This window comes from Hyphomicrobium denitrificans ATCC 51888 (genome assembly GCF_000143145.1).
GTDB lineage: Bacteria > Pseudomonadota > Alphaproteobacteria > Rhizobiales > Hyphomicrobiaceae > Hyphomicrobium_B > Hyphomicrobium_B denitrificans.
Genome location: NC_014313.1, coordinates 3020445 through 3039632, shown reverse-complemented (window position 1 = coordinate 3039632; position 19188 = coordinate 3020445). Strand labels below are relative to the sequence as shown.

Here is a 19188-nt window from a genome sequence, read left to right as displayed (position 1 = left end):
GTTCTCCGCTTGCCGCCTACTGCACGCCTTGCAAACGCTCGTCGATCATCTTGTTTAAGCCGCCGCGTATGCGATCGAGGTCTAAGTTTTTCTTGAAGGCTTCCCTCCGCTTTATGCCATCCATCTCATCCTCCATGATGTTTGCCGGATTGAAGCTAGGCGGGAACGAGCGGGGCGGGAAATCCTTGAATGTCGACGCAAATTGGAAGACATCGTCCATCACGCCATACATGGATCCGACGTGGTCGAGCTGCCAATCCCAGAAGGTATTGGATGTGATATCGGCGCGCTCGAATGGGTCCTGGAAGATGTTGAAGATCTTCTGCAAACGGAGTGTCGTGAATGGCTCCGCCCATACTTCCATCGTGCCAGGCGATCGTTGCTCGGAAAAAACGTACTTGTAGTCTCCCTGCCGGAAAGCCACGAGCAGTCCATCATCGTTCGAATAGAAGAAACTGTTGCGCGCGCTCTTGATGCCGTTGTTGTTGGCAGCACTGCCACTGACGGTTTGTAAAAACGCCGACTGGTCGTAGCCGTCGAGATGTACTTTGTAGGCGATGCCATTGGCGGTATAGCCGGCTTTGAGCTTGTTGACGATGTCAGGCTCGCCCGCGATTGAACAAAGCGTCGGAAGCCAATCGTTGTGACTCATAAGCTCGTTGCTGATTGTTCCGGGCTTGATGTGGCCAGGCCAGCGGACAAGACACGGGACACGAAATGCGCCGTCCCAGTTCGTATTCTTCTCGGAGCGGAACCACGTCATGGCACCGTCAGGCCATGTGTTCATGTGTGGACCGTTGTCGGTCGAATAGACGACGATGGTGTTGTCGGCGATGCCCAGGTCATCCAGCACTTTGAGCAATGAGCCAATCGTGTCGTCATGCTCGATCATTCCATCGATGTACTCGCTGTCTCCGTGCGTATAGCGGCCCCGATGGCCAGCCCGGACATGTGTTCGCAAGTGCATACGTGTCGAATTGAACCAGCAGAAGAACGGCTTTCCGGCCGCGTTCTGCCGCTTGATGAAGTCGATGGCGGCACTCGATGTCTCGTCGTCGACCGTCTCCATTCGCTTCTTCGTCAGAGGGCCGGTATCCTCGATAATCTGTTTGCCGATTTTGCCGAAGCGAGGATCGACGGTCGGATCGTCAGTATCCGTTGCTTTGCATTTCAAAACGCCTCGGGGGCCAAATTTGGCTCGATAAGCCGGGTCTTTCGGGTAATCCGGGAGCTCCGGCTCTTCTTCGGCGTTAAGATGATAGAGGTTGCCGAAGAATTCGTCGAAACCATTGACGGTGGGAAGAGATTCATTGCGGTCGCCAACATGGTTCTTGCCAAACTGGCCCGTCGTGTAGCCGAGATTCTTGAGGAGTCCGCCGATGGAGGGGTCCAGTTGGCTCATTCCCATCGGAGCGCCGGGGAAGCCAACTTTGCTCAGGCCGCTGCGCATGATGTGCTGGCCGGTCAGGAACGCCGAGCGACCCGCAGTGCACGACTGTTCGCCGTAATAGTGCTGGAGCTTGAGCCCCTCTTTCGCGATGCGATCAATATTCGGGGTCTCATACCCCATCAATCCGTTCGAATACGCGCTGACATTTGCAACACCTATGTCGTCACCCCAAAGGACAAGGATGTTCGGCTTACTATTGTCAGACGCGGGAGATGCGGCCGGCGCGTCGGATGGTTTCGCGTCTTGGGCGCTCGCAGATCCGGCAGCAGCTGCTGCAAGAGTAACCAGCGAAGCTCCGCTTAGAAGGATGCTTCGACGATTGAGAGCGGTCGCCGTATCCTTCCTATCCGATGGAATATTGGCAGTCATTTCGCTACCTCATTCTATTAGCTACTGCCCTCGGCGTTTCCCCGGCGTAAATCTCCGTATAATGACGCTTTAAAAAGCGTTTCCTGCTTCAATCACCTTCGTCTACCGCGACGGCCCGCGCCGCGATGCTGAACGGCGGGCTTTTTGAAATGAGTCGCTGGCCGCGTCGCCCGACCGCCCCCTCTCTTTTCAAATTTCTTGGCCGCGCTACCACCGCGTGCGTGCGCGGATCGAGCGGCGCCTGTCTTAGCTTTCGATATGTTTCTCGCGCTATTCGGCAGCTGAGCGCTGTGCTCGAATTTCTTCTTGGCATCCGGACGGTTGCCGTCGTGCAGCCGACGTTCGATGTCTGCGCGGTTGAAATTCTTGTCACCGCGCCGGAGATCTCCGCGATGTTTCGGATCGTGTTTCCAGACGTTGTTGCTGATGTTGCGGCGGTTGACGTCGATCCGGTTCCAACGGTTGGCATCAATGTCGATACGGCGATTATGCCAATCCCAATGGTTCCACCCCCAGATACCGCCAGCGATCGCGATGCCAGTGGCGCCCCAGAAAAACCCGTCCGTGAACACGGCGCCAGGATAGCCCCAGTAATACGGAGGATAATCGGGATACCACCATGTCCCGTAGACGACCGACGGCTCATATACCGGCACATAGACGGTATCGGGATTGGCGGACCGGATGACATACGCGCCATCCTGTTGTTTCACTGTCTGTTGTGAGTTGCTTTTCAGATGACCGCTTGAATCAGCCTTCGATCGCAGAAACTGGACCTGATCCATCACCTGATCTTGCTGAGCAAGAAAGGCATTCCCGAGATTTTGCGTCCAATCGAGCTGATCGCTCATCATCTTTAGAACGTCAGGAAATTGCACGAGGGCTTTGATGCTCGGGTCCCAGTCTTTTGACTTGAGCGCATCGACAAGTGCATCCCCCTGCAGGCTGGCGTTTCCAGGCACGCTTCGCCACCGCTGCGCCTCGACGACATCGAGTGGATATGTCGATGCCATAAGGACATTCGACAGAAGATCATCAGGATAGAGCGCGATCGGCGCCAGCATCTGGTCGAGCTGCTGCTTGGAAAACTTCTCGTCGTCCGCTCGTACCGGCGCAGCGCCAATCATGACGAAAACGAGCAACACCAATGAGAACCCAAAAAATGTTTTCATGAATCCCTCATTAGAATCTCAGTTTTCAGCACGTGTTCGGACGATGCAGCGAAATCCCACATGGCTTGTCGACGTATCGATAGGCTCGGCGTGGCGTGCCGCTGGCCTGTAGCGGCGGCAATAGTTTGGCGCACAGAGATGAGACCCGCCTTTGAGAACCTTGCGGGGTATGCGGATCTGAGGCTGATAAGGATCCAGGCTTTGATCCTGCCCGGGGCCGCGAGGATTCTTCGGAATGCAACACGCCTTCTGAGCATCCGCAGGATGCTTCGGCGCATACCAATCGCTCGTCCATTCCCAGACGTTGCCGATCATATCGTGGATTCCGTAGCCGTTGGGTGGAAAGGCCTTGATCGGAGAAGTGCGCTCATAGCCATCGAGCTTCAGGTTCTCGCGCGGGAAAATGCCTTGCCAGGTGTTGGCCATGTACTTGCCGCCTGGCGTCAACTCATCCCCCCAGGCGAATTCGGCCCCTTCGATGCCGCCACGCGCGGCGAACTCCCATTCCGCCTCGGTTGGCAATTCCTTTCCTGCCCAATGCGCATAGGCCTCCGCATCGCAATAGGCGACGTGCACGACAGGGTGTTCGTCAAGACCCTTGATTGAACTTCCAGGGCCGTAGGGAAGGCGCCAATTCGCGCCGAAGCGAAATTCCCACCACTGCCCCCAATTCCTGAGATCGATTTCTCCCGCCGGCGGCTTGAAGACGAGTGAGCCTGCCCGCAACATGTGCGGCAACGCGCCTGGATAATCGCTCGCGTTCGGCGTCAACTCGGCAAAAGTTACGTAGTTTGTTGCGTCCACGAAGCGCCGAAACTCGGCGTTCGTAATCGGCGCCTCATCAATCCAGAATGAATCGACGCTGACACGATGCGCGGGCGCTTCCTCGGGATAGTGATGATCGGATCCCATGCGGAACGTCCCGCCAGGAACGAAGACCATGCCGCTATGTAATCGGTCAGCGCTGCCATCGTGACGTTGTGAAATTCCGAGATCGTGCGATGGAAGGCTTCGACTCATCGCTTTGCGCTCCCCCGAAGATGCGATGCGCATCGCGACCCGGCGGAGTTGAAGAACAACGCGAAAAACATCAATTGCGATGAAGGCGAGAAATCAAACGGAGCGGCACGCTGGCAGCAGCTCGCTACTGGTCTGCTTTTGACGCGCAATAGCATTGCCGAACTCGCGCTCGCATGCGTAGCAACCCACCCGTCCGCGGGCGAAAGGGCGCTTGCGGATGTTTTAAGTCAATTGAATTCGTCGTTGCATCGCGAAACTCATGAGCGTCTAGTAAATAAAAACGAATGTTCAAAAACAGGAAAAGCTACCCGTCCGCAGCGAGGTCCAGGTTGTCGCGCGCCAAGCGTTGCCGAAGCATTCGCGAATCCATCTCTACTCTACGAAATACACTAGGGGTCACCGTGCATTGTTGAGGTTGCGCTGTTGTCTCGCCCGAAAGAACAAATCTCGATCGATAAAGTTATCCGCAACAATAAAATTACGAAGAAATGAATACCCGTCACCATCCACTTTGAATGGTCCGGTGCCGAATAGCTTGGCGTGACTGCAAACAAATTTACTCAATTCGCACTGGTGGGCCGTCGAAACGAAAAGCTTCGATATCGCCCGTATTACCGCAATATCTATGTATGGGCTGGAACGCCAACGTCTGAACAACTTTTCAATGGATGAGCGTTGCCGCTTTTCTCAGCACGTTGCGGTCCCCAGTGACGTAGAGGTCAGCTGTCGTCACCAACTTTCTCGGGAGTCCATGCCGATCTGTCACCTGCACGTGCAGAATAGCTGAAGGCCTTCACGAAATCCGGCATCTTGAGCCCCGGAGCCAATCTTGGGTCGGGAACTGGCGCTTTTTGCATGAGTTCAAGCGCAACCATGCCGGCCCAACGGTCTGTTGCAAGATCAGGCTCTTCGTCACCGGGCAGCGCATCATTCACCTTGGCAGCCACTTCGTCCAACTTGAGTTTGATGACCTTGGTCGCTTTCCACTCCTGCTCGTTCGGTCTTCGAGCGTAGTCCCAAAGACCTGGAGCCAACCGGTCGCAAAAAACAGAGAGGACGTGCCTTTTCTCCTCTTCGCTCGTGACCGATGCGTTGCCGAAAGCCATGACGGAGCGATAAAGAATATTGTGGTTCATCGCGGCGCGCGCGAAGACGATGCCGTCGATGTGGGTGACGCTGAAACAAACTGGAATGTTCTTTTCCTGCGCTTTGAGCATCCGACTTGCTGACGAGCCGTGCCAATAGACATGGTCATCGATGCGCCAATGGCTCGTTGGCGTAACGTATGGTACTCCGTCGAACACATACCCAACCTGGCAAATGATCCCGGCATCGATGATACTATTGACGCTTTCGCGATCGTATTTGGCGAGCCAATGGTAGCGCCGCATTCTCGTGCGGTCCGATAAAGGCATGTCGCTCGGGGTGTCCATTCTGAATTCCCATGATATTCGCACTTAACGCGGGAATTCTTATCCTCCATGTGGAATGCTGTATTCATCCACTTTGGATACATGCGGCAGACCACATGGGAAAAATCGCCACTGATCCGGCGCAACATGAGGTGAGGCGTCTGACGATCAGTGGGCCGCAATCCCCTTCAAGACGCGAGCGAATCGCTTAACGGCAATCTCACACTCCTCCGACGTTAGACCAGCAAAGCCGAGAACGAACCCTGGGGTCCTGCGCTTCCTTATAAAAAGACTCGAGAGGGATAAGAGAACAATACCACTCTGCTCCGCCTTTCTCATGACTTCGTCCTCGGCGCGGCCGTCATGAAGATACCAAGTCGCCTGAAATCCGCCGGCGGGAATTCGGAGCTTTCCATACGGCGCAAGATAGCGTTCGGCGGCTTCGACAAAGGAATCGCGCCTCGCTTTGAAGAGCTGGCGCATGCGCCGTATGTGTGCAGTAAATTCGCCTGTTGCCATGAACTCGGCCAAAGTCGCCTGATTCAAAATGGCTGAATGTCCGTCGACAAGTGTCCGCATTCCAACCAACGCAGGCACGAGATGCGTCGGCGCAACTAGATAGGCGAGGCGAACTCCAGGGAAAAGGGTCTTGGTAAAGGTGCCGACGTAGAGAACGTTGCCGGATGTGTCTAATCCTTGAATGCAGGATATCGGCGCACCGTCGTAACGGTATTCGCTGTCGTAATCGTCTTCGATAATGAATCTGCTGTTCGCCTTCGCCCAATCGACCAGAGCCATGCGGCGCTCGAGATTGAGGGTTGCTGTCGTAGGATACTGATGTGAAGGCGTTACGTAGACGCCGCGCGGAACAGGCTTTCGTCGGATGAGATTTTCGACCACCATCCCATTGTCGTCGACGTCAATGGGCAGTGGAACCGCGCCCGAAACGGTGACGGCAGAACGTATACCCAGATAGCACGGATCTTCGACAGCAACCGTATCTCCGGGGTCAAGCATCATCGTCGTGATAAGCAGTAGAGCTTCCTGAGAACTCGTGAGTACGATGACATTCTCCGCGCCACACTTGACACCACGATAGGCGCCCAGGTAGCGGGCAATCTCCTCGCGAAGTTGTTCAAGGCCCTGCGAATCGCAATAGCCGAGAGCATTCGTTCCCAATCGTCTCGAGACGCGGGAGAGAGTCTGTTTCCAAAGATCGATTGGAAACGACCTCACATCCGGAAAGGCCGCAGCGAAAGGCAGCTGCACCGGATCTTGCACTTTTCCAGAGCGCTGAATTTTTCTGCCCCTCTCGGAGAGGTTTAGGCCACCTGTTTTTCTGCCAGGATTGGTCTGAAATGTCGCCAGCTGTGCGCCCGTCTCTGAGACAAACGTCCCGCTTCCGTGTCGACGGATCAGATACCCCTCGGCTTCCAGATGTTGATAGGCAAGCTCCACAGTCTCGCGTGCGACGCTCAATTCGCTCGCCAAGAGACGTGTCGATGGCAAGCGCTCGAAAGCCTTGAGGCTCCCATTTCTCAGCTGTCGGCGAATGGCATTTTGAATACGGACGCCAATCGGCAAATCGTAACTCGCCTGCTCCTCAAGCAACGCTAAGAGCGTTCCGGTAAATTGACTTTGCATCGCCCTGCCTTTGATTCAATCGAATTTGCGCTTGGTCAACTTACGTCGATTTGCAGGCGGTAGCCGATCCCTGGTTCGGTCACGATGAATTCTGGTGCATCGGGCGATGCTTTGAGCTTTTGCCGTAGCTGACCGACGAAAACGCGCAGATATTGCAGGTCCTCGGTGTGTGCGGCGCCCCAGACGGCCGCGAGAAGCTGGCGGTGCGTCAGAAGGCGTCCGGCGTTGCGAACCAGGATCGCGAGCAGATCGAACTCCTTCGGCGTCAGCTTTACCGCCGCGCCGTTGAGCGTCACCGTATGCGCCAGAACATCGACCTCGAGGGCTCCCGATTTCAGATGGGTTTGTTCGGAAGCTTGTTGTGCGGCGTGGCGGAGCGCCGTCCGCAAGCGCGCCGTGAGTTCGCCGATGCCGAACGGCTTGTTGACGTAATCGTCGGCGCCGAGATCAAATGCGGCGATCTTTTCGCTCTCCCGGTCGCGCGCCGAAAGCACCAGAATCGGCGTCTTCGACCATCCTCGGAGTTCGCGGATCACGTCCTTGCCGTCCATGTCGGGGAGACCGAGATCGAGCAGAATGATGTCTGGCGATTGCGTGGCGGCAGCCTTCAATGCCTCCTTGCCGGTCGTCGCCACGACGACCTCGTAACCCGCAGCTGTCAGGCTCGGCTTCAGGAAGCGCAGGATTTGCGGTTCGTCGTCAACGACGAGAATGCGCGAGCCGGTCATGCGGTATCCTTGGGAGACGTTTCAGTAGATACGCTCTCTTCGCCGGCAGGAAGCAGGATCGAAATCTCGGTGCCCTTTCCGTCGGCGATAGGACTCTGTGCCGATATCGTTCCGCCCATCGCAGACACGATTCCAGCGCAGATCGACAATCCTAAGCCGGTGCCGGGCGCACGGCCGTCGCCGACATGTGCACGATAGAACTTGTCGAAGACCTTGTTCAATGCCTCGGGTGGAATGCCGATGCCGTCGTCGGTCACGCGGATGTGCAATCCGCCTCCGGTGGCTGGCGTGATGCTGACGCGGGTCACCGACTCCGGTGGACTGTATTTGTGTGCGTTGTCGATCAGATTGAACATGACCTGCTCGAGCATCGCCGCATCGCCGCGAATGAGCGGCAGGTTGGCGGCGATGACAGTCTCGATATGTCGTGCCGGAAAGATCTTTCTGGCTCGCGCGGCGGCGCCGCGAACGGCGTCGGCCACGTCCACCCAGTCGCGCCGGATGTCGAGAAGGCCGGTTTCGACTTTCGTCATGTCGAGCAGGTTGGATACGAAGGAGGACAGCCGGGTCGCTTCCTCTTCGATGGTTGCCAGAAGATCGGCGCGGTCTTGCTTGCGCATGCGGTCGCCGAGCTGTCGGAGGCTGGTCGCCGAGCCCAGAATGGATGCGAGCGGCGTCCGCAGATCGTGCGAGATCGAAGATAAGAGCACGCCGCGCAGCCGCTCGCTTTCGGCAGCGGTCGCAGCCTTGGCAGCCTGCTCGAACAGTCGCGTGCGCTCGATGGCGACCGCGGCCTGATCGGCGAACGACTGAAGCGCGCTCCCGGTCGCCGAGGGCAGCGCCTCGTCGGCGTCTCCCGGCACGACCCCGAGCACACCCACCGGTCCTGCCGATGCGATCAACGGGCGGAATTGAAACGCCGCCGAAGGCATCGTCTCCGTCAGGTAGCCGGCGGGCTCGCCATTGCGATGCGCCCACCGGGCCGCCGCCCAGTCGGCAGTTCCGAGCGTGTCGTCCGGCGGCCAGCCGCCTGCGATGGAAAGCTCGTTCGCGTGTTCCAGAAGGATGATCGACTTGCCTTTGACAAGCGCCGCCGACTGCGCGGCGAGCAGCCACAGCACGTCATCGATCTCCGTCGTCGCCGAAAGTTTTCCCGAAAATTCGTACAGCGCTTGCGTCGCTTCCGCCCGTTCGCGTGTGGCGTTGGCCTGCTCGCGAAGGCGTCCGGCCAGGCCGCCGGTCGCGGCAGCGACGACGAGGAAAATCAGCAAGCCAAAAAGTTCGTACGGCGATGCAATCGTCAGTGTGTAGCGCGGATCGATAAAGAAGAAGTTGAATGCAAGAAAGGACAGCACGGCCGCGGCCACGGCAGAGTACGTTCCGAAGCGGAGCGCGCAGACGAGAACCGCGAACAGGAAAATCATCGACAGGTTGGGAAGCTGCGTGATCTTCTCCAGCATCCGGCCCGCGATGACGCCGCCCGCAACGGCGACGACAGCCGCGATCCCGCCGGACCAGAACTCGCTGATATCGGGAAGATGCCACGGCGAGGAAAGCGGTGCCAACGGCGCATCCGGCGCGACGACGGTGACGGACGGCCCCGCCGCTTCGGCTACCAGCTCGGTCGAAAACGATTTTCCGCGCCAGCGATCGAGCAATTGTGGGCGCGAGCGGCCGACGATGATCTGAGTAATGTTGTTGCGCTTGGCATAGGCCAGGACTTCCGCGGTCAGGTCCTTGGCGCGTAGACGTACGGTCGTTGCGCCCAGGCGGTCCGCGAGACGCATCGCTTTTTCCATGCGTCGTACGGAGCCGCGATCCGTCTGTTCGCGTTCGCTTTGCACGACATGAACTGCAATCCAGTCAGACTTGAGCGCTGTCGCCATGCGCGCCGCGGCGCGTACGACGGGCTCGGCCAGCTCGTCGTCGCCGACGCAAACCATTAGCCGTTCCGCCGTCGGCCACGGCCCTTCGATCCCTTGCCTGCGAAGCTGCGACAGCATTTGTTCGTCGACGCGATCGGCCGTCCGGCGCAACGCCAGTTCGCGCAACGCCGTGAGATTGCCCATCTGGAAGAACTGATCCATCGCCCGGCGCGCATTGTCCGGCAGGTAGACTTTGCCTTCCTTGAGACGCTGGATCAGGTCTTCCGGCGGCAGGTCGACGACGACGATCTCGTCGGCGCGCTCGAGAACCTTGTCGGGGACCGTCTCGCGAACCGTAATTCCGGCGATGCGCTCGACGACGTCGGTCAGGCTTTCGAGATGCTGAATGTTGAGCGTCGTCCAGACGTCGATACCCGCTTGCAGAACGCCTTCGACGTCCTGATAGCGCTTGGGATGCACCAATCCCGGCGCGTTGGTGTGCGCGAATTCGTCGACGAGGAGCAGCGCCGGGCGACGCGCGATCGCGGCGTCGATATCGAACTCCATGAGTGTGCGATTGCGATAGGAGACGGTCCGGCGCGGTAGCACGTCCAGTCCATCGAGCAATGCCGCAGTCTCGGAGCGTCCGTGCGTCTCGACAACGCCGACGACGACGTCGAGTCCCTCGCGCTTCAGGGCGCGTGCCGCCGACAGCATGGCGTAGGTCTTGCCGACGCCCGGCGCCATGCCGAGAAACACCTTAAGCTTGCCGCGCCGTTCGTTGGTGGCAAGCTCCAGAAAAGCCTTGGCTGAGGGGCGGCGCGCATCTTCCGGCCGCAACGTGTTGGCCATGATCTATCCGGAACCCGCTCCAAAAGCGCGGTCAAGAGCCAAATTGAGCAGCAGAACGTTAACGAGCGGCTCCCCGACGAAACCTAAGGCCGGCATATCGGTGCCTTGCGCGACGAGGGCGCGAACGCGATCCGGTGCCACACCGCGCGCCGTCGCCACGCGAGCGACCTGCAGCTCAGCATAGGCCGGACTGATGTGCGGATCGAGGCCGCTGCCCGAGGCCGTCACAGCGTCGGCCGGAATAACGGTGGCGCCCGCCTCGCGCAGCTTCGCGGTGTCCTGCGCAACGCGATCCAGAAGCTGCTTGGAAAGCGGTCCGAGATTCGATCCCGACGATGCCGACGCGTCATAGCCGGACTGGCCCGCCGCCGACGGTCGCCCATGAAAGTAGCGGTCCGAAGCGAAGGCCTGGCCGATCAGTCGAGATCCCACCACCTTTCCGTCGCGAACGATCTGGCTTCCGGAAGATGCCGTGGGGAAAAGGACGGTCGCGGCGCCGGTCAGTGCCAGCGGATAGACGAGCCCGGTCAGCGCCGTGAAAACGACGAACAGGATGATTGCGGGGCGGATGTACGACAGCATGTGGAGCGCTCCTTGAGCGAGGCCCAGTTAAGCGAGGCCGAAAGCGGAGACGACCAAGTCGACGATCTTGATGCCGACAAACGGAACGACGATGCCGCCGAGTCCGTAGACAAGAAGGTTGCGCCTCAGCAGCGCCGCTGCGCCGATTGGCCGGTAGGTGACGCCTTTCAGCGCCAGAGGGATCAGCGCGATGATGATCAGGGCATTGAAGATGACGGCGGAAAGGATGGCGCTCTGCGGGGTCGCAAGCGCCATGACGTTGAGCCTGCCGAGCTCGGGATATGTCGCCACGAACAACGCCGGAATGATTGCGAAATATTTCGCGACATCGTTGGCGATGGAAAATGTCGTCAAGGAGCCGCGTGTCATCAGCAACTGTTTGCCGATTTCGGTGATCTCGATCAGCTTCGTCGGATCGCTGTCGAGGTCGACCATATTGCCCGCTTCGCGCGCCGCCTGCGTGCCCGTCTGCATTGCGACGCCGACATCGGCCTGGGCAAGCGCCGGCGCATCGTTGGTGCCGTCGCCGCACATGGCGATCAGCCGGCCCTTGCGCTGCTCGGAGCGGATATAGGCCAGCTTGTCCTGCGGCGTCGCTTCCGCGATGTAGTCGTCGACGCCAGCCTCGGAGGCGATAGCGGCGGCCGTGACGGGATTGTCTCCGGTTACCATCACGGTCTTGATGCCCATCTGGCGCAGCGCCGCAAAGCGCGTCTTGATCTCGGGCTTGACGACATCCTTGAGGTGAATGACGCCGACGAGATCGGCACCTTCGGCAACAGCGAGCGGCGTGCCGCCCGTCCGCGCGATCGAGTCGACGGCTTGCCGGAACACGGCTGGAGCCTGTTCGATCGTCTGGCCGACCTGCGCAAGCATCGCATCGACGGAGCCTTTGCGGAAGCGGCGGCCGTCAATATCGACGCCGGACACGCGTGTTTGTGCGGAGAAGGGAATGATCTTCGTTGGGGTTTTGTCGCTCATTTCCGAAAGTCCGTAATGACCGCGCGCCAGCGCCACGATCGAACGTCCTTCCGGCGTTTCATCGGCAAGCGACGCGAGATATGAGGATTCCGCGACGTCGCGCTCCGAGCGTCCGGGCACAGGTATGAAAGCGCTGGCGAGGCGGTTGCCGTATGTAATGGTGCCCGTCTTGTCGAGCAGCAGCGTGTCGACATCGCCAGCGGCCTCGACCGCGCGTCCGGAGGTTGCGACGACGTTGAAGCGAACGAGCCGGTCCATCCCGGCGATGCCGATTGCAGACAAAAGCCCGCCGATGGTCGTCGGAATGAGCGTCACGAGCAGTGCAACGAGCACCGTCACCGAAACGTCGGTCGCGGAATAGCGAGCGATGCCCCAGAGCGTCGCAACCGTAATGAGCAGGATCAATGTCATGCCGGAGAGCAGGATCGAAAGCGCGATTTCGTTCGGCGTCTTCTGCCGTTCGGCGCCTTCGACGAGCGCGATCATGCGGTCGAGGAACGACGACCCCGCAACCGCCGTGACCCGCACGATGATCCAGTCGGACAACACGACCGTGCCGCCGGTCACTGCCGAACGGTCACCGCCGGACTCCCTAATGACTGGCGCGGATTCGCCCGTGATGGCGGACTCGTTCACCGAGGCGATGCCCTCGATGACCTCGCCGTCGGCCGGAATAGTGTCGCCGGCCTCGACCAGCACAACGTCGCCCGCGACGAGATCTTGTGCCGGCTTCGCTTCCCACGGATCATCTTTGGTGTCGTCCGGATGAAGCAGCAGCTTAGCCATCGTGTCGCTGCGCGTGCGCCTCAGTGCGTCCGCTTGCGCCCGGCCACGGCCTTCTGCGACGGCTTCAGCAAAATTGGCGAAAAGAACGGTGAACCATAGCCAGGCTGCAATCTGCCCGGTGAAGAGAAGCCCGCCCCGGCCCATCGCGACATCGCGAATGAAGATCGCGGTGACGAAAGCCGCCACCACGCCTGTGACGAACATCACCGGATTGCGCACGAGCTTTCGCGGTCCGAGCTTGCGAAATGCGTCGGCGGCGGCACGGCGGAGAATAGAGCGGTCCAGCAATCCGTAAACTGCGCGCTTGCTCATCATCGCCTCCTAGAATGTTTTGCCAGCCAGCATCAGCAGGTGTTCGACGATGGGACCGAGTGCCAGAGCGGGGAAATACAGAAGGCCACCGAGGATCAGGATCACGCCAGTGAGCAGGCCGGAGAACAAGGCGCCGTCTGTCGGAAACGTCCCGGCCGATGCCGCTGTTTTCGTCTTGGCGGCGATCGAGCCCGCAATCGCCATCACCGGCACGACGTAGGCGAAACGTCCGAACATCATGGCGAGACCGAGGGTCGTGTTGAACCACGGCGTATTGGCGTTTAGCCCTGCGAAAGCGGAGCCATTGTTGCCGGTCGCCGACGAGTAAGCGTAAAGGATCTCGCTCAGCCCGTGCGGCCCGCCGTTCGCGAGGCTCGTCAGCGCAGCTGGCAGCACTGCCGCAATCGCCGTGAAGCTGAGAATGCAAAAGGGCAGTACGATCAACGCCAGCATCGCGAGCTTCATCTCGCGCGCCTCGATCTTCTTGCCGAGATACTCAGGCGTTCGCCCGACCATCAGGCCGGCGACGAACACGGCAAGCAGCGCCATGACGATCATGCCGTAGAGGCCGGAGCCGACACCGCCCGGCAGAATTTCGCCAAGCTCGATCATGAACAAAGGAACCATGCCGCCGAGTGGCATCAGCGAGTCGTGCATAGCGTTGACGGCGCCGCACGAAAGCCCGGTCGTGGCGGCGATATAGAGTGCGGTCAGCGCTTGTCCGAAGCGAAGCTCCTTGCCTTCGAGGTTGCCGGCCGAAGGATCGACGCCCGCCGCCGCGAGCAGCGGATTACCGGTCGTCTCGGACGCATAGATGACTGCGGTTCCGGCGATCAGCAGAACGCCCATGACCGCGAGCAGCGTCCAGCCTTGCCGCCGGTCGCCAACCATGCGGCCGAACGTGAACGTCATTGCCGTCGGGATGAGCAGCATGCTCCAGATCGACAGAATGTTCGACCAGGCGTTCGGATTCTCGAACGGGTGTGCGGCATTGGCGTTGAAGAAGCCGCCGCCATTGGTGCCGAGTTGTTTGATGGCCTCTTGGCTTGCGACGGGACCGAGCGCGATCGTTTGCTTTGCGCCCTCAAGCGTGGTCGCGGAAATGTTGATCGCAAGCGTCTGCGGCACTCCTGATGCGACGTAGACGAGCGCCACCACGATCGACAGCGGCAGCAGGACGTAGAGCGTCGCACGCGTGACATCGACCCAGAAATTGCCGATTTCCCGAACGCCGCTGCGCGTAAACGCGCGGACCACGGCGACGGCAAGCGCAATGCCGGTAGCAGAGGAAAGGAAATTCTGCACGGCGAGCCCCGTCATCTGGACGAGATGGCCCATCGTCGTTTCCCCGGCATACGATTGCCAGTTGGTGTTGGTGACGAAGCTCATCGACGTATTGAAGGCGAGCCCCGGTTCGACGGCGGCGAAACCTTGCGCATCGAGCGGTAGGAGATGCTGCAGCCGCATCAACGCGTAGAGGAAGACGAACCCGATGCCGTTGAACACGAGCATGGCAAGCGTATAGGAAAGCCACGTCTGTTCGGAGCCCGGCTTGACTCGCGCCAACGCGTAAAGGCTGCGCTCTCCCGGGTTCAAGATGGACGACAGCGCCGTGCGTTCCCCGGCGAAAACGCGCGCCATGTAGTGGCCGAGCGGCCAGGCGGCCAAGAGCACAGCGGCGAGCACCAGCACAATCTGAATCCAACCAGCCAATGTCATGGACTAGCCCTCCGGGCCGTTAGAACTTTTCGGGCCTGACGAGCGTGTAGACGAGATAGGCGCCGAGACCGACGGCGACGATCAGGCCGATGATGGGATCGCTCATGGCCGTCTCACAGCCTGCCGCACAGCTTGGCGTAACCGGCCATCAGGCCGAAGCAGCCAAGGCCGAGGAAGAGATAGGCGATATCGAGCATGCGCTTGGCTCCGCTACGAATGGCTGACGAGCGAAACATGCGGCGACGGGCATCAAGTCTCGATTGGAAAATCGCGACGCCGGTATAAGGAATGCATAAAGGCGAAGGAAGCGAACGGTAAGATCGGATTAGGCGATGCAAGATTGATCATGGCGAGGCAGTTAAGCGGATTTCGGTCGAAGCGCATTGCGAAGTGCCGGAACGGATTGAGCTTGTTGAAGCAGCGCTCGATGAGGTTGCGCTGTTGGTAGCAATTCTAGTCTCAAGCCCGCGCTGGGACGCCGTTTTCTTCGCAAGTTTGCGCTTCGCAATTGAACCGTATTTTCGATGCTCTAAAAGAGCAGCATCCTCAAAACGAGATGGACCTTCCGAATGTTGTCAAGCTACGGCGACGCGCAAAGCGGTTCGAAGATCTGGTACGATCTCGTCAATCCATCGCAGGCTGATTTCGCCGAAGCTCAATCGGCAACGGGGCTGAAGCTCCCCGACCGCGAGAAGCTCTCTGAAATCGAAACTTCCAGCCGAGTATCCGAGCGCGGCGGTGTGCTCTATCTCAGCATGCCGTTTGTGACGAATGCGAATTCGATCGACGAACCTCCCTCACCGATCGGCTTTGTTTTGTCCGAAAAGGTGCTCATCACCACCCGATTTTCGGAACTCAGGGCGTTTAATGCCTGCAAAGCCGGGTTCCTCGAGGGCAAGCAGATGACGTCAAGTGCCGAAGCCTTCGCGTCTCTCACGGGCGAGATGATCGACGTGATTTCGGATCTGCTGGAGCAAATAGGCAGTGAACTGGACACGCTTTCGCGCCAGATTTTTCCATCAATGAAAAGCCGTCGCGGTCGCCCGAAACTGAAATCGAACGCGGCGCTCAGAAGCATCCTGATCGAAGTCGGCAACACCGGCGAGCGGCTATCGAATATCCGCGCGAGCATTCTCGGATTGCAGCGCATCGTCCCGCTTCCGTTTGCGAAAGAGCGGCCGTGGGTCAGCGCTTCGGTCGTGAGCGATCTCAAAACGTCGCAAGCCGATCTGCTCTCACTCGCGGATTTCGAGACGCAGCTCTACGGCAAAGTGCAGTTTTTGCTCGACGCGGTTCTCGGTTTCATCACGACGAAGCAGAACGACATCTTCCAGGTGCTGACCGTCGTGTCCGTCGCGGGAATACCGCCGACTCTGATTGCAAGCATCTACGGAATGAATTTCAAGGATATGCCGGAGCTGAATTGGAGCTGGGGCTATCCGTACGCCTTGGCGCTCATCGTTTTGAGCACGATCATACCGTTGCTCTGGTTCAAGTGGCGAGGATGGTTTTAGGCCGCCAGCCCGTGCTCTTTTGATTGTGCCGCATAAATCTGACGGCGCTTCCGGGAGTGCCGAGAGAATTATATCAGAGCTGAAAGCGGCAAGTGCAGCTCCGTGACGAGACCTTGGCTGCGCCAGTTCCTGTTCACGGTTCCGCCCGCAGTCTGAACGATGTGGTCCACCATTTCGCTGCCGAAGCCTTGGCGCTGCGGCGCCTCCTCGATCTTCGGACCGTTGTCTTCAACCCACGTGAGATCAAGTCCGCTGTCTCCGCTGCTCCACTGTACGGAAACAATTCCGTCGTCGCCGCTGAAGGCCCCGTACTTGACCGAGTTGGTCGCAAGTTCATGCAGGAATAATGCGAGCATCGTCATGATGGCGCTGCCGACATAGATCTGGCAGCCGTTCGCCCGGAAGCGATCGCCATAAGGTTTCAGGACTGAGTGGACGAGCGAACCCAATTCTATCTGCTTCGTATCGAGGTGCTCGCCAGTTCGGTCGGCAAACGCAGCATCCGATGCGCGTCCCAACGCATGCAGCTTCTGGCGAAGAATTTTGGTTGCGTGAGCAGGGGACTGATCGCTTGCAGCTTCTTTCTCGGAAATGGAAATCAGCGCAGACACGACCGTGAACAGGTTCTTGATGCGATGCTGCATCTCACGTGAAAGAAGTTTCTCGCGGTGAATCGCAGCTTCCAGCTCCCGCTCGATCCGCATCTTTTCAGTGACGTCGCGCGATACGCAAAGGATCGACAGCACTTGGCCCGCATTGTTGACGATGGGGGTCAGAAGGTTGTCCCAATACCTGATGCCGTCCTCTGACACGCTTTGACCAGCGAAGCGCGCGTTGTGCCCCTCGGCAGCTTGATGCAGCGCGGCTAGACCGGGTTCATGTACTTGTTCAGGCAGCAACGGCAGCCAAGGCATTCCGAACTCGGATTCGGCGGGGATGTTGAGCGCGAGGCATCCAGCCCTGTTCATCGTCACCAGCTTGCCGTCAACCGACAGCACTTTGATGCAATCCGGTGTTGCATCCAGCATTGCTTTTTGCGTGGCCGAGAGGTGAGGTTCGATTTTGGAACTGACGTCCGGAAAAATGATCCCGGCATAAATTCTAGCGGCGACTTCCATGAACCGTCCTACGCTGGAAGGATGCAGGCTGACACTCAGCTTTGAATTTGCTGATGTGCCGAATTCCCATGCCGATGAGGAATCGGCGGCATTTCATGGTTCGGAGTATCTGCGTTCTTAAAAAGCGACTTTCCGCCTCTTTAAAGCACGCCGCCCACGTATCCGAAAGTGTTTCGCGCGGGTCAGCTAAAGGAACCAGCGATATACTTTATGCTAAATCGATCCGCATACTCCATGCGGTTCAAACTCCCTGGCTATGTGTCTCGAACATGCTCCGGGCGAAAGCCGAGACCGATCAGACGCCCGGCAAGATGGGCGAGGATCGGCCAGCGCGCGATTTTGCGCATGAAGGCCGGAGGCCCGTCCCGCTTTGCGTCCGTGGCCTCGCGCTTTCGCCGGTCGCGTCGCATCATCAGCTGCAGTTTTTGCGTGGCCTTCGTCGGAAATGACCGCCGCGCTTCGACGTCGGCGAGATGCTTGTCTGTCAGCGTGTCATCGCGGAGCGGTGCCGCGAGAATATTGGCGGCCGCCACAGCGTCCTGGATCGCGAGATTGACGCCGACGCCACCGATCGGCGACATCGCGTGCGCCGCATCACCGATGCACAGCAGCCCCGGCCGCCACCACCGCTTGAGACGATCGATGCGCACACTCAAAAGATGCACGTCGTCCCACGACCGAACTTCCTGAAGGCGCTCGGGCGGCAGCGGCGAGACAGCGGAGACCGTCGCCCGGAATGCGTCGAGCCCACCGGCCTTCAGATCCTCGAAGCTGCCCTTGCGGATGACATAACCGCACTGCCAGTAATCGCCGCGATCAACCATGACGAAGCCCTGGCGCGGGCCGCCGTGACCCATCGTATATGGTGGATCGTCGGAAGCGTGAGACAGCTTCATCCAAACGACTTCGCTCGGGCTTCCGAAGCGCTCAACCTCGAGCTGCGCTTTCTCGCGCACGACCGAGTTGCGTCCATCCGCGCCGATCACGAGCCGCGATCGGATTTCGATATCGCCGTTCGTTGTGGTCGCTTGAATGCCGGCAATTTTTCCGCCGTCTGAAATCAGCGCCGTAACGGTGGCAGGCATTACCAACCGGAAATTCGGCAACTTGCGTGCTACGCTCGCCAGGTAGTCGAGAAATTCCCATTGCGGCATGAATGCGATGAAACGGCATTTCGTCGGCAGGCGCGAGAAATCCGCGATGGTGATGTCCTTGCCGCCGATCTCCGCGTGCAGACGCGACGCCTCGGTATGCGGAAGCGCCAGTAGCCCATCTAGCAGCCCGAGTTCGTGCATGACTTCCAGCGTCGATGGATGAATAGTATCGCCGCGAAAGTCGCGAAGAAAATCGGCGTGCTTCTCGATGACGGTCACGTCGACGCCGGCGCGCGCGAGCATGAGGCCGAGCATCAGCCCGGCCGGACCGGCTCCGACGATAGCGCAACCGGTTTCGATGCGCGACGCTACGCTTTGTGTCATCAGCTTATGCCTGTTTCGACGCGATCTAGAAAATCCATGCCGTTTCAGTCTGGGTTGCGCTCCGCGGAGTCGGGAAGCATCTGGGACTTCAATCGCGGCGCGGCCACCACCATGCGACCTTTTGCAGGCGTCGCCAGTCATTCCATATCGGCAGAACCGCCGTCCCACATGCAGTTTTCCAGGACC

The 19188-nt window shown here is 59.2% G+C and carries 15 protein-coding genes; 1 reads left to right on the top strand and 14 read right to left on the bottom strand.

Going from position 1 to position 19188, the window contains the following annotated elements:
- Positions 1–16: 16 nt before the first annotated feature.
- The 12 genes from HDEN_RS14535 to HDEN_RS18585 all read right to left on the bottom strand — a co-directional run bounded on the left by HDEN_RS14535 (position 17) and on the right by HDEN_RS18585 (position 15128).
- Entirely contained in the window at positions 17–1819 is a 1803-nt protein-coding gene (locus tag HDEN_RS14535) for an arylsulfatase (protein WP_013216894.1), read from the bottom strand.
- A gap of 92 nt (positions 1820–1911) precedes the next feature.
- Positions 1912–2991, bottom strand: a complete 1080-nt coding sequence (locus tag HDEN_RS14530) for a DUF3300 domain-containing protein (protein ID WP_013216893.1) — start codon at positions 2989–2991, stop codon at positions 1912–1914.
- 18 nt (positions 2992–3009) lie between these two features.
- The gene (locus HDEN_RS14525; RefSeq protein WP_049775393.1) at positions 3010–3933 is read right to left on the bottom strand and encodes a formylglycine-generating enzyme family protein; all 924 of its coding nucleotides are present in this window, start codon (positions 3931–3933) and stop codon (positions 3010–3012) included.
- Positions 3934–4730: 797 nt separating this feature from the next.
- Positions 4731–5444, bottom strand: a complete 714-nt coding sequence (locus HDEN_RS14520) for a pyridoxamine 5'-phosphate oxidase family protein (protein WP_013216891.1) — start codon at positions 5442–5444, stop codon at positions 4731–4733.
- A 147-nt stretch (positions 5445–5591) separates the two neighbouring features.
- Positions 5592–7067, bottom strand: a complete 1476-nt coding sequence (pdxR, locus tag HDEN_RS14515) for a MocR-like pyridoxine biosynthesis transcription factor PdxR (protein WP_013216890.1) — start codon at positions 7065–7067, stop codon at positions 5592–5594.
- Between the two features lie 35 nt (positions 7068–7102).
- Complete coding sequence (locus HDEN_RS14510; RefSeq protein WP_013216889.1) at positions 7103–7795, bottom strand: response regulator; 693 nt, start codon at positions 7793–7795, stop codon at positions 7103–7105.
- Complete coding sequence (locus HDEN_RS14505; protein WP_013216888.1) at positions 7792–10512, bottom strand: sensor histidine kinase; 2721 nt, start codon at positions 10510–10512, stop codon at positions 7792–7794. The genes HDEN_RS14510 and HDEN_RS14505 overlap by 4 nt, the downstream gene beginning before the upstream one ends.
- Before the next feature lie 3 nt (positions 10513–10515).
- Positions 10516–11094 carry a potassium-transporting ATPase subunit KdpC gene (kdpC, locus tag HDEN_RS14500; protein WP_013216887.1) on the bottom strand — a complete coding sequence of 193 codons (579 nt, stop codon included), beginning with the start codon at positions 11092–11094 and terminating at the stop codon, positions 10516–10518.
- A gap of 27 nt (positions 11095–11121) precedes the next feature.
- Positions 11122–13176 carry a potassium-transporting ATPase subunit KdpB gene (gene kdpB, locus HDEN_RS14495; protein ID WP_041921676.1) on the bottom strand — a complete coding sequence of 685 codons (2055 nt, stop codon included), beginning with the start codon at positions 13174–13176 and terminating at the stop codon, positions 11122–11124.
- A gap of 6 nt (positions 13177–13182) precedes the next feature.
- A complete protein-coding gene (gene kdpA, locus HDEN_RS14490; RefSeq protein ID WP_013216885.1) occupies positions 13183–14892 on the bottom strand; it encodes a potassium-transporting ATPase subunit KdpA in 1710 nt (569 codons plus the stop codon).
- Positions 14893–14911: 19 nt separating this feature from the next.
- Positions 14912–14998 (bottom strand): K(+)-transporting ATPase subunit F, encoded by an 87-nt coding sequence (gene kdpF / locus HDEN_RS18035; RefSeq protein WP_070104070.1) that lies wholly within the window; start codon positions 14996–14998, stop codon positions 14912–14914.
- Between the two features lie 7 nt (positions 14999–15005).
- Entirely contained in the window at positions 15006–15128 is a 123-nt protein-coding gene (locus tag HDEN_RS18585) for a hypothetical protein (protein ID WP_280642165.1), read from the bottom strand.
- Positions 15129–15461: 333 nt separating this feature from the next.
- On the opposite strand from HDEN_RS18585, the gene HDEN_RS14485 reads away from it, so the two are divergent.
- Positions 15462–16406, top strand: a complete 945-nt coding sequence (locus tag HDEN_RS14485; protein WP_013216883.1) for a magnesium transporter CorA family protein — start codon at positions 15462–15464, stop codon at positions 16404–16406.
- A gap of 68 nt (positions 16407–16474) precedes the next feature.
- On the opposite strand, the gene HDEN_RS14480 is transcribed toward HDEN_RS14485, so the two are convergent.
- The gene (locus HDEN_RS14480) at positions 16475–17434 is read right to left on the bottom strand and encodes a PAS domain-containing protein (protein WP_169305495.1); all 960 of its coding nucleotides are present in this window, start codon (positions 17432–17434) and stop codon (positions 16475–16477) included.
- 344 nt (positions 17435–17778) lie between these two features.
- On the bottom strand, positions 17779–19002 hold the full coding sequence (locus HDEN_RS14475) for an FAD-dependent oxidoreductase (RefSeq protein WP_013216881.1): 1224 nt from the start codon (positions 19000–19002) through the stop codon (positions 17779–17781).
- Positions 19003–19188 lie beyond the last annotated feature (186 nt).

What these genes read in the sequence shown, in the direction of transcription:
- HDEN_RS14535 (WP_013216894.1), bottom strand. Translation starts at nt 1,819, where the DNA reads ATGACTGCCAATATTCCATCGGATAGGAAGGATACGGCGACCGCTCTC.
- HDEN_RS14530 (WP_013216893.1), bottom strand. Translation starts at nt 2,991, where the DNA reads ATGAAAACATTTTTTGGGTTCTCATTGGTGTTGCTCGTTTTCGTCATG.
- HDEN_RS14525 (WP_049775393.1), bottom strand. Translation starts at nt 3,933, where the DNA reads ATGGTCTTCGTTCCTGGCGGGACGTTCCGCATGGGATCCGATCATCAC.
- HDEN_RS14520 (WP_013216891.1), bottom strand. Translation starts at nt 5,444, where the DNA reads ATGGACACCCCGAGCGACATGCCTTTATCGGACCGCACGAGAATGCGG.
- pdxR (WP_013216890.1), bottom strand. Translation starts at nt 7,067, where the DNA reads ATGCAAAGTCAATTTACCGGAACGCTCTTAGCGTTGCTTGAGGAGCAG.
- HDEN_RS14510 (WP_013216889.1), bottom strand. Translation starts at nt 7,795, where the DNA reads ATGACCGGCTCGCGCATTCTCGTCGTTGACGACGAACCGCAAATCCTG.
- HDEN_RS14505 (WP_013216888.1), bottom strand. Translation starts at nt 10,512, where the DNA reads ATGGCCAACACGTTGCGGCCGGAAGATGCGCGCCGCCCCTCAGCCAAG.
- kdpC (WP_013216887.1), bottom strand. Translation starts at nt 11,094, where the DNA reads ATGCTGTCGTACATCCGCCCCGCAATCATCCTGTTCGTCGTTTTCACG.
- kdpB (WP_041921676.1), bottom strand. Translation starts at nt 13,176, where the DNA reads ATGATGAGCAAGCGCGCAGTTTACGGATTGCTGGACCGCTCTATTCTC.
- kdpA (WP_013216885.1), bottom strand. Translation starts at nt 14,892, where the DNA reads ATGACATTGGCTGGTTGGATTCAGATTGTGCTGGTGCTCGCCGCTGTG.
- kdpF (WP_070104070.1), bottom strand. Translation starts at nt 14,998, where the DNA reads ATGAGCGATCCCATCATCGGCCTGATCGTCGCCGTCGGTCTCGGCGCC.
- HDEN_RS18585 (WP_280642165.1), bottom strand. Translation starts at nt 15,128, where the DNA reads ATGTTTCGCTCGTCAGCCATTCGTAGCGGAGCCAAGCGCATGCTCGAT.
- HDEN_RS14485 (WP_013216883.1), top strand. Translation starts at nt 15,462, where the DNA reads ATGTTGTCAAGCTACGGCGACGCGCAAAGCGGTTCGAAGATCTGGTAC.
- HDEN_RS14480 (WP_169305495.1), bottom strand. Translation starts at nt 17,434, where the DNA reads ATGCTGGATGCAACACCGGATTGCATCAAAGTGCTGTCGGTTGACGGC.
- HDEN_RS14475 (WP_013216881.1), bottom strand. Translation starts at nt 19,002, where the DNA reads ATGACACAAAGCGTAGCGTCGCGCATCGAAACCGGTTGCGCTATCGTC.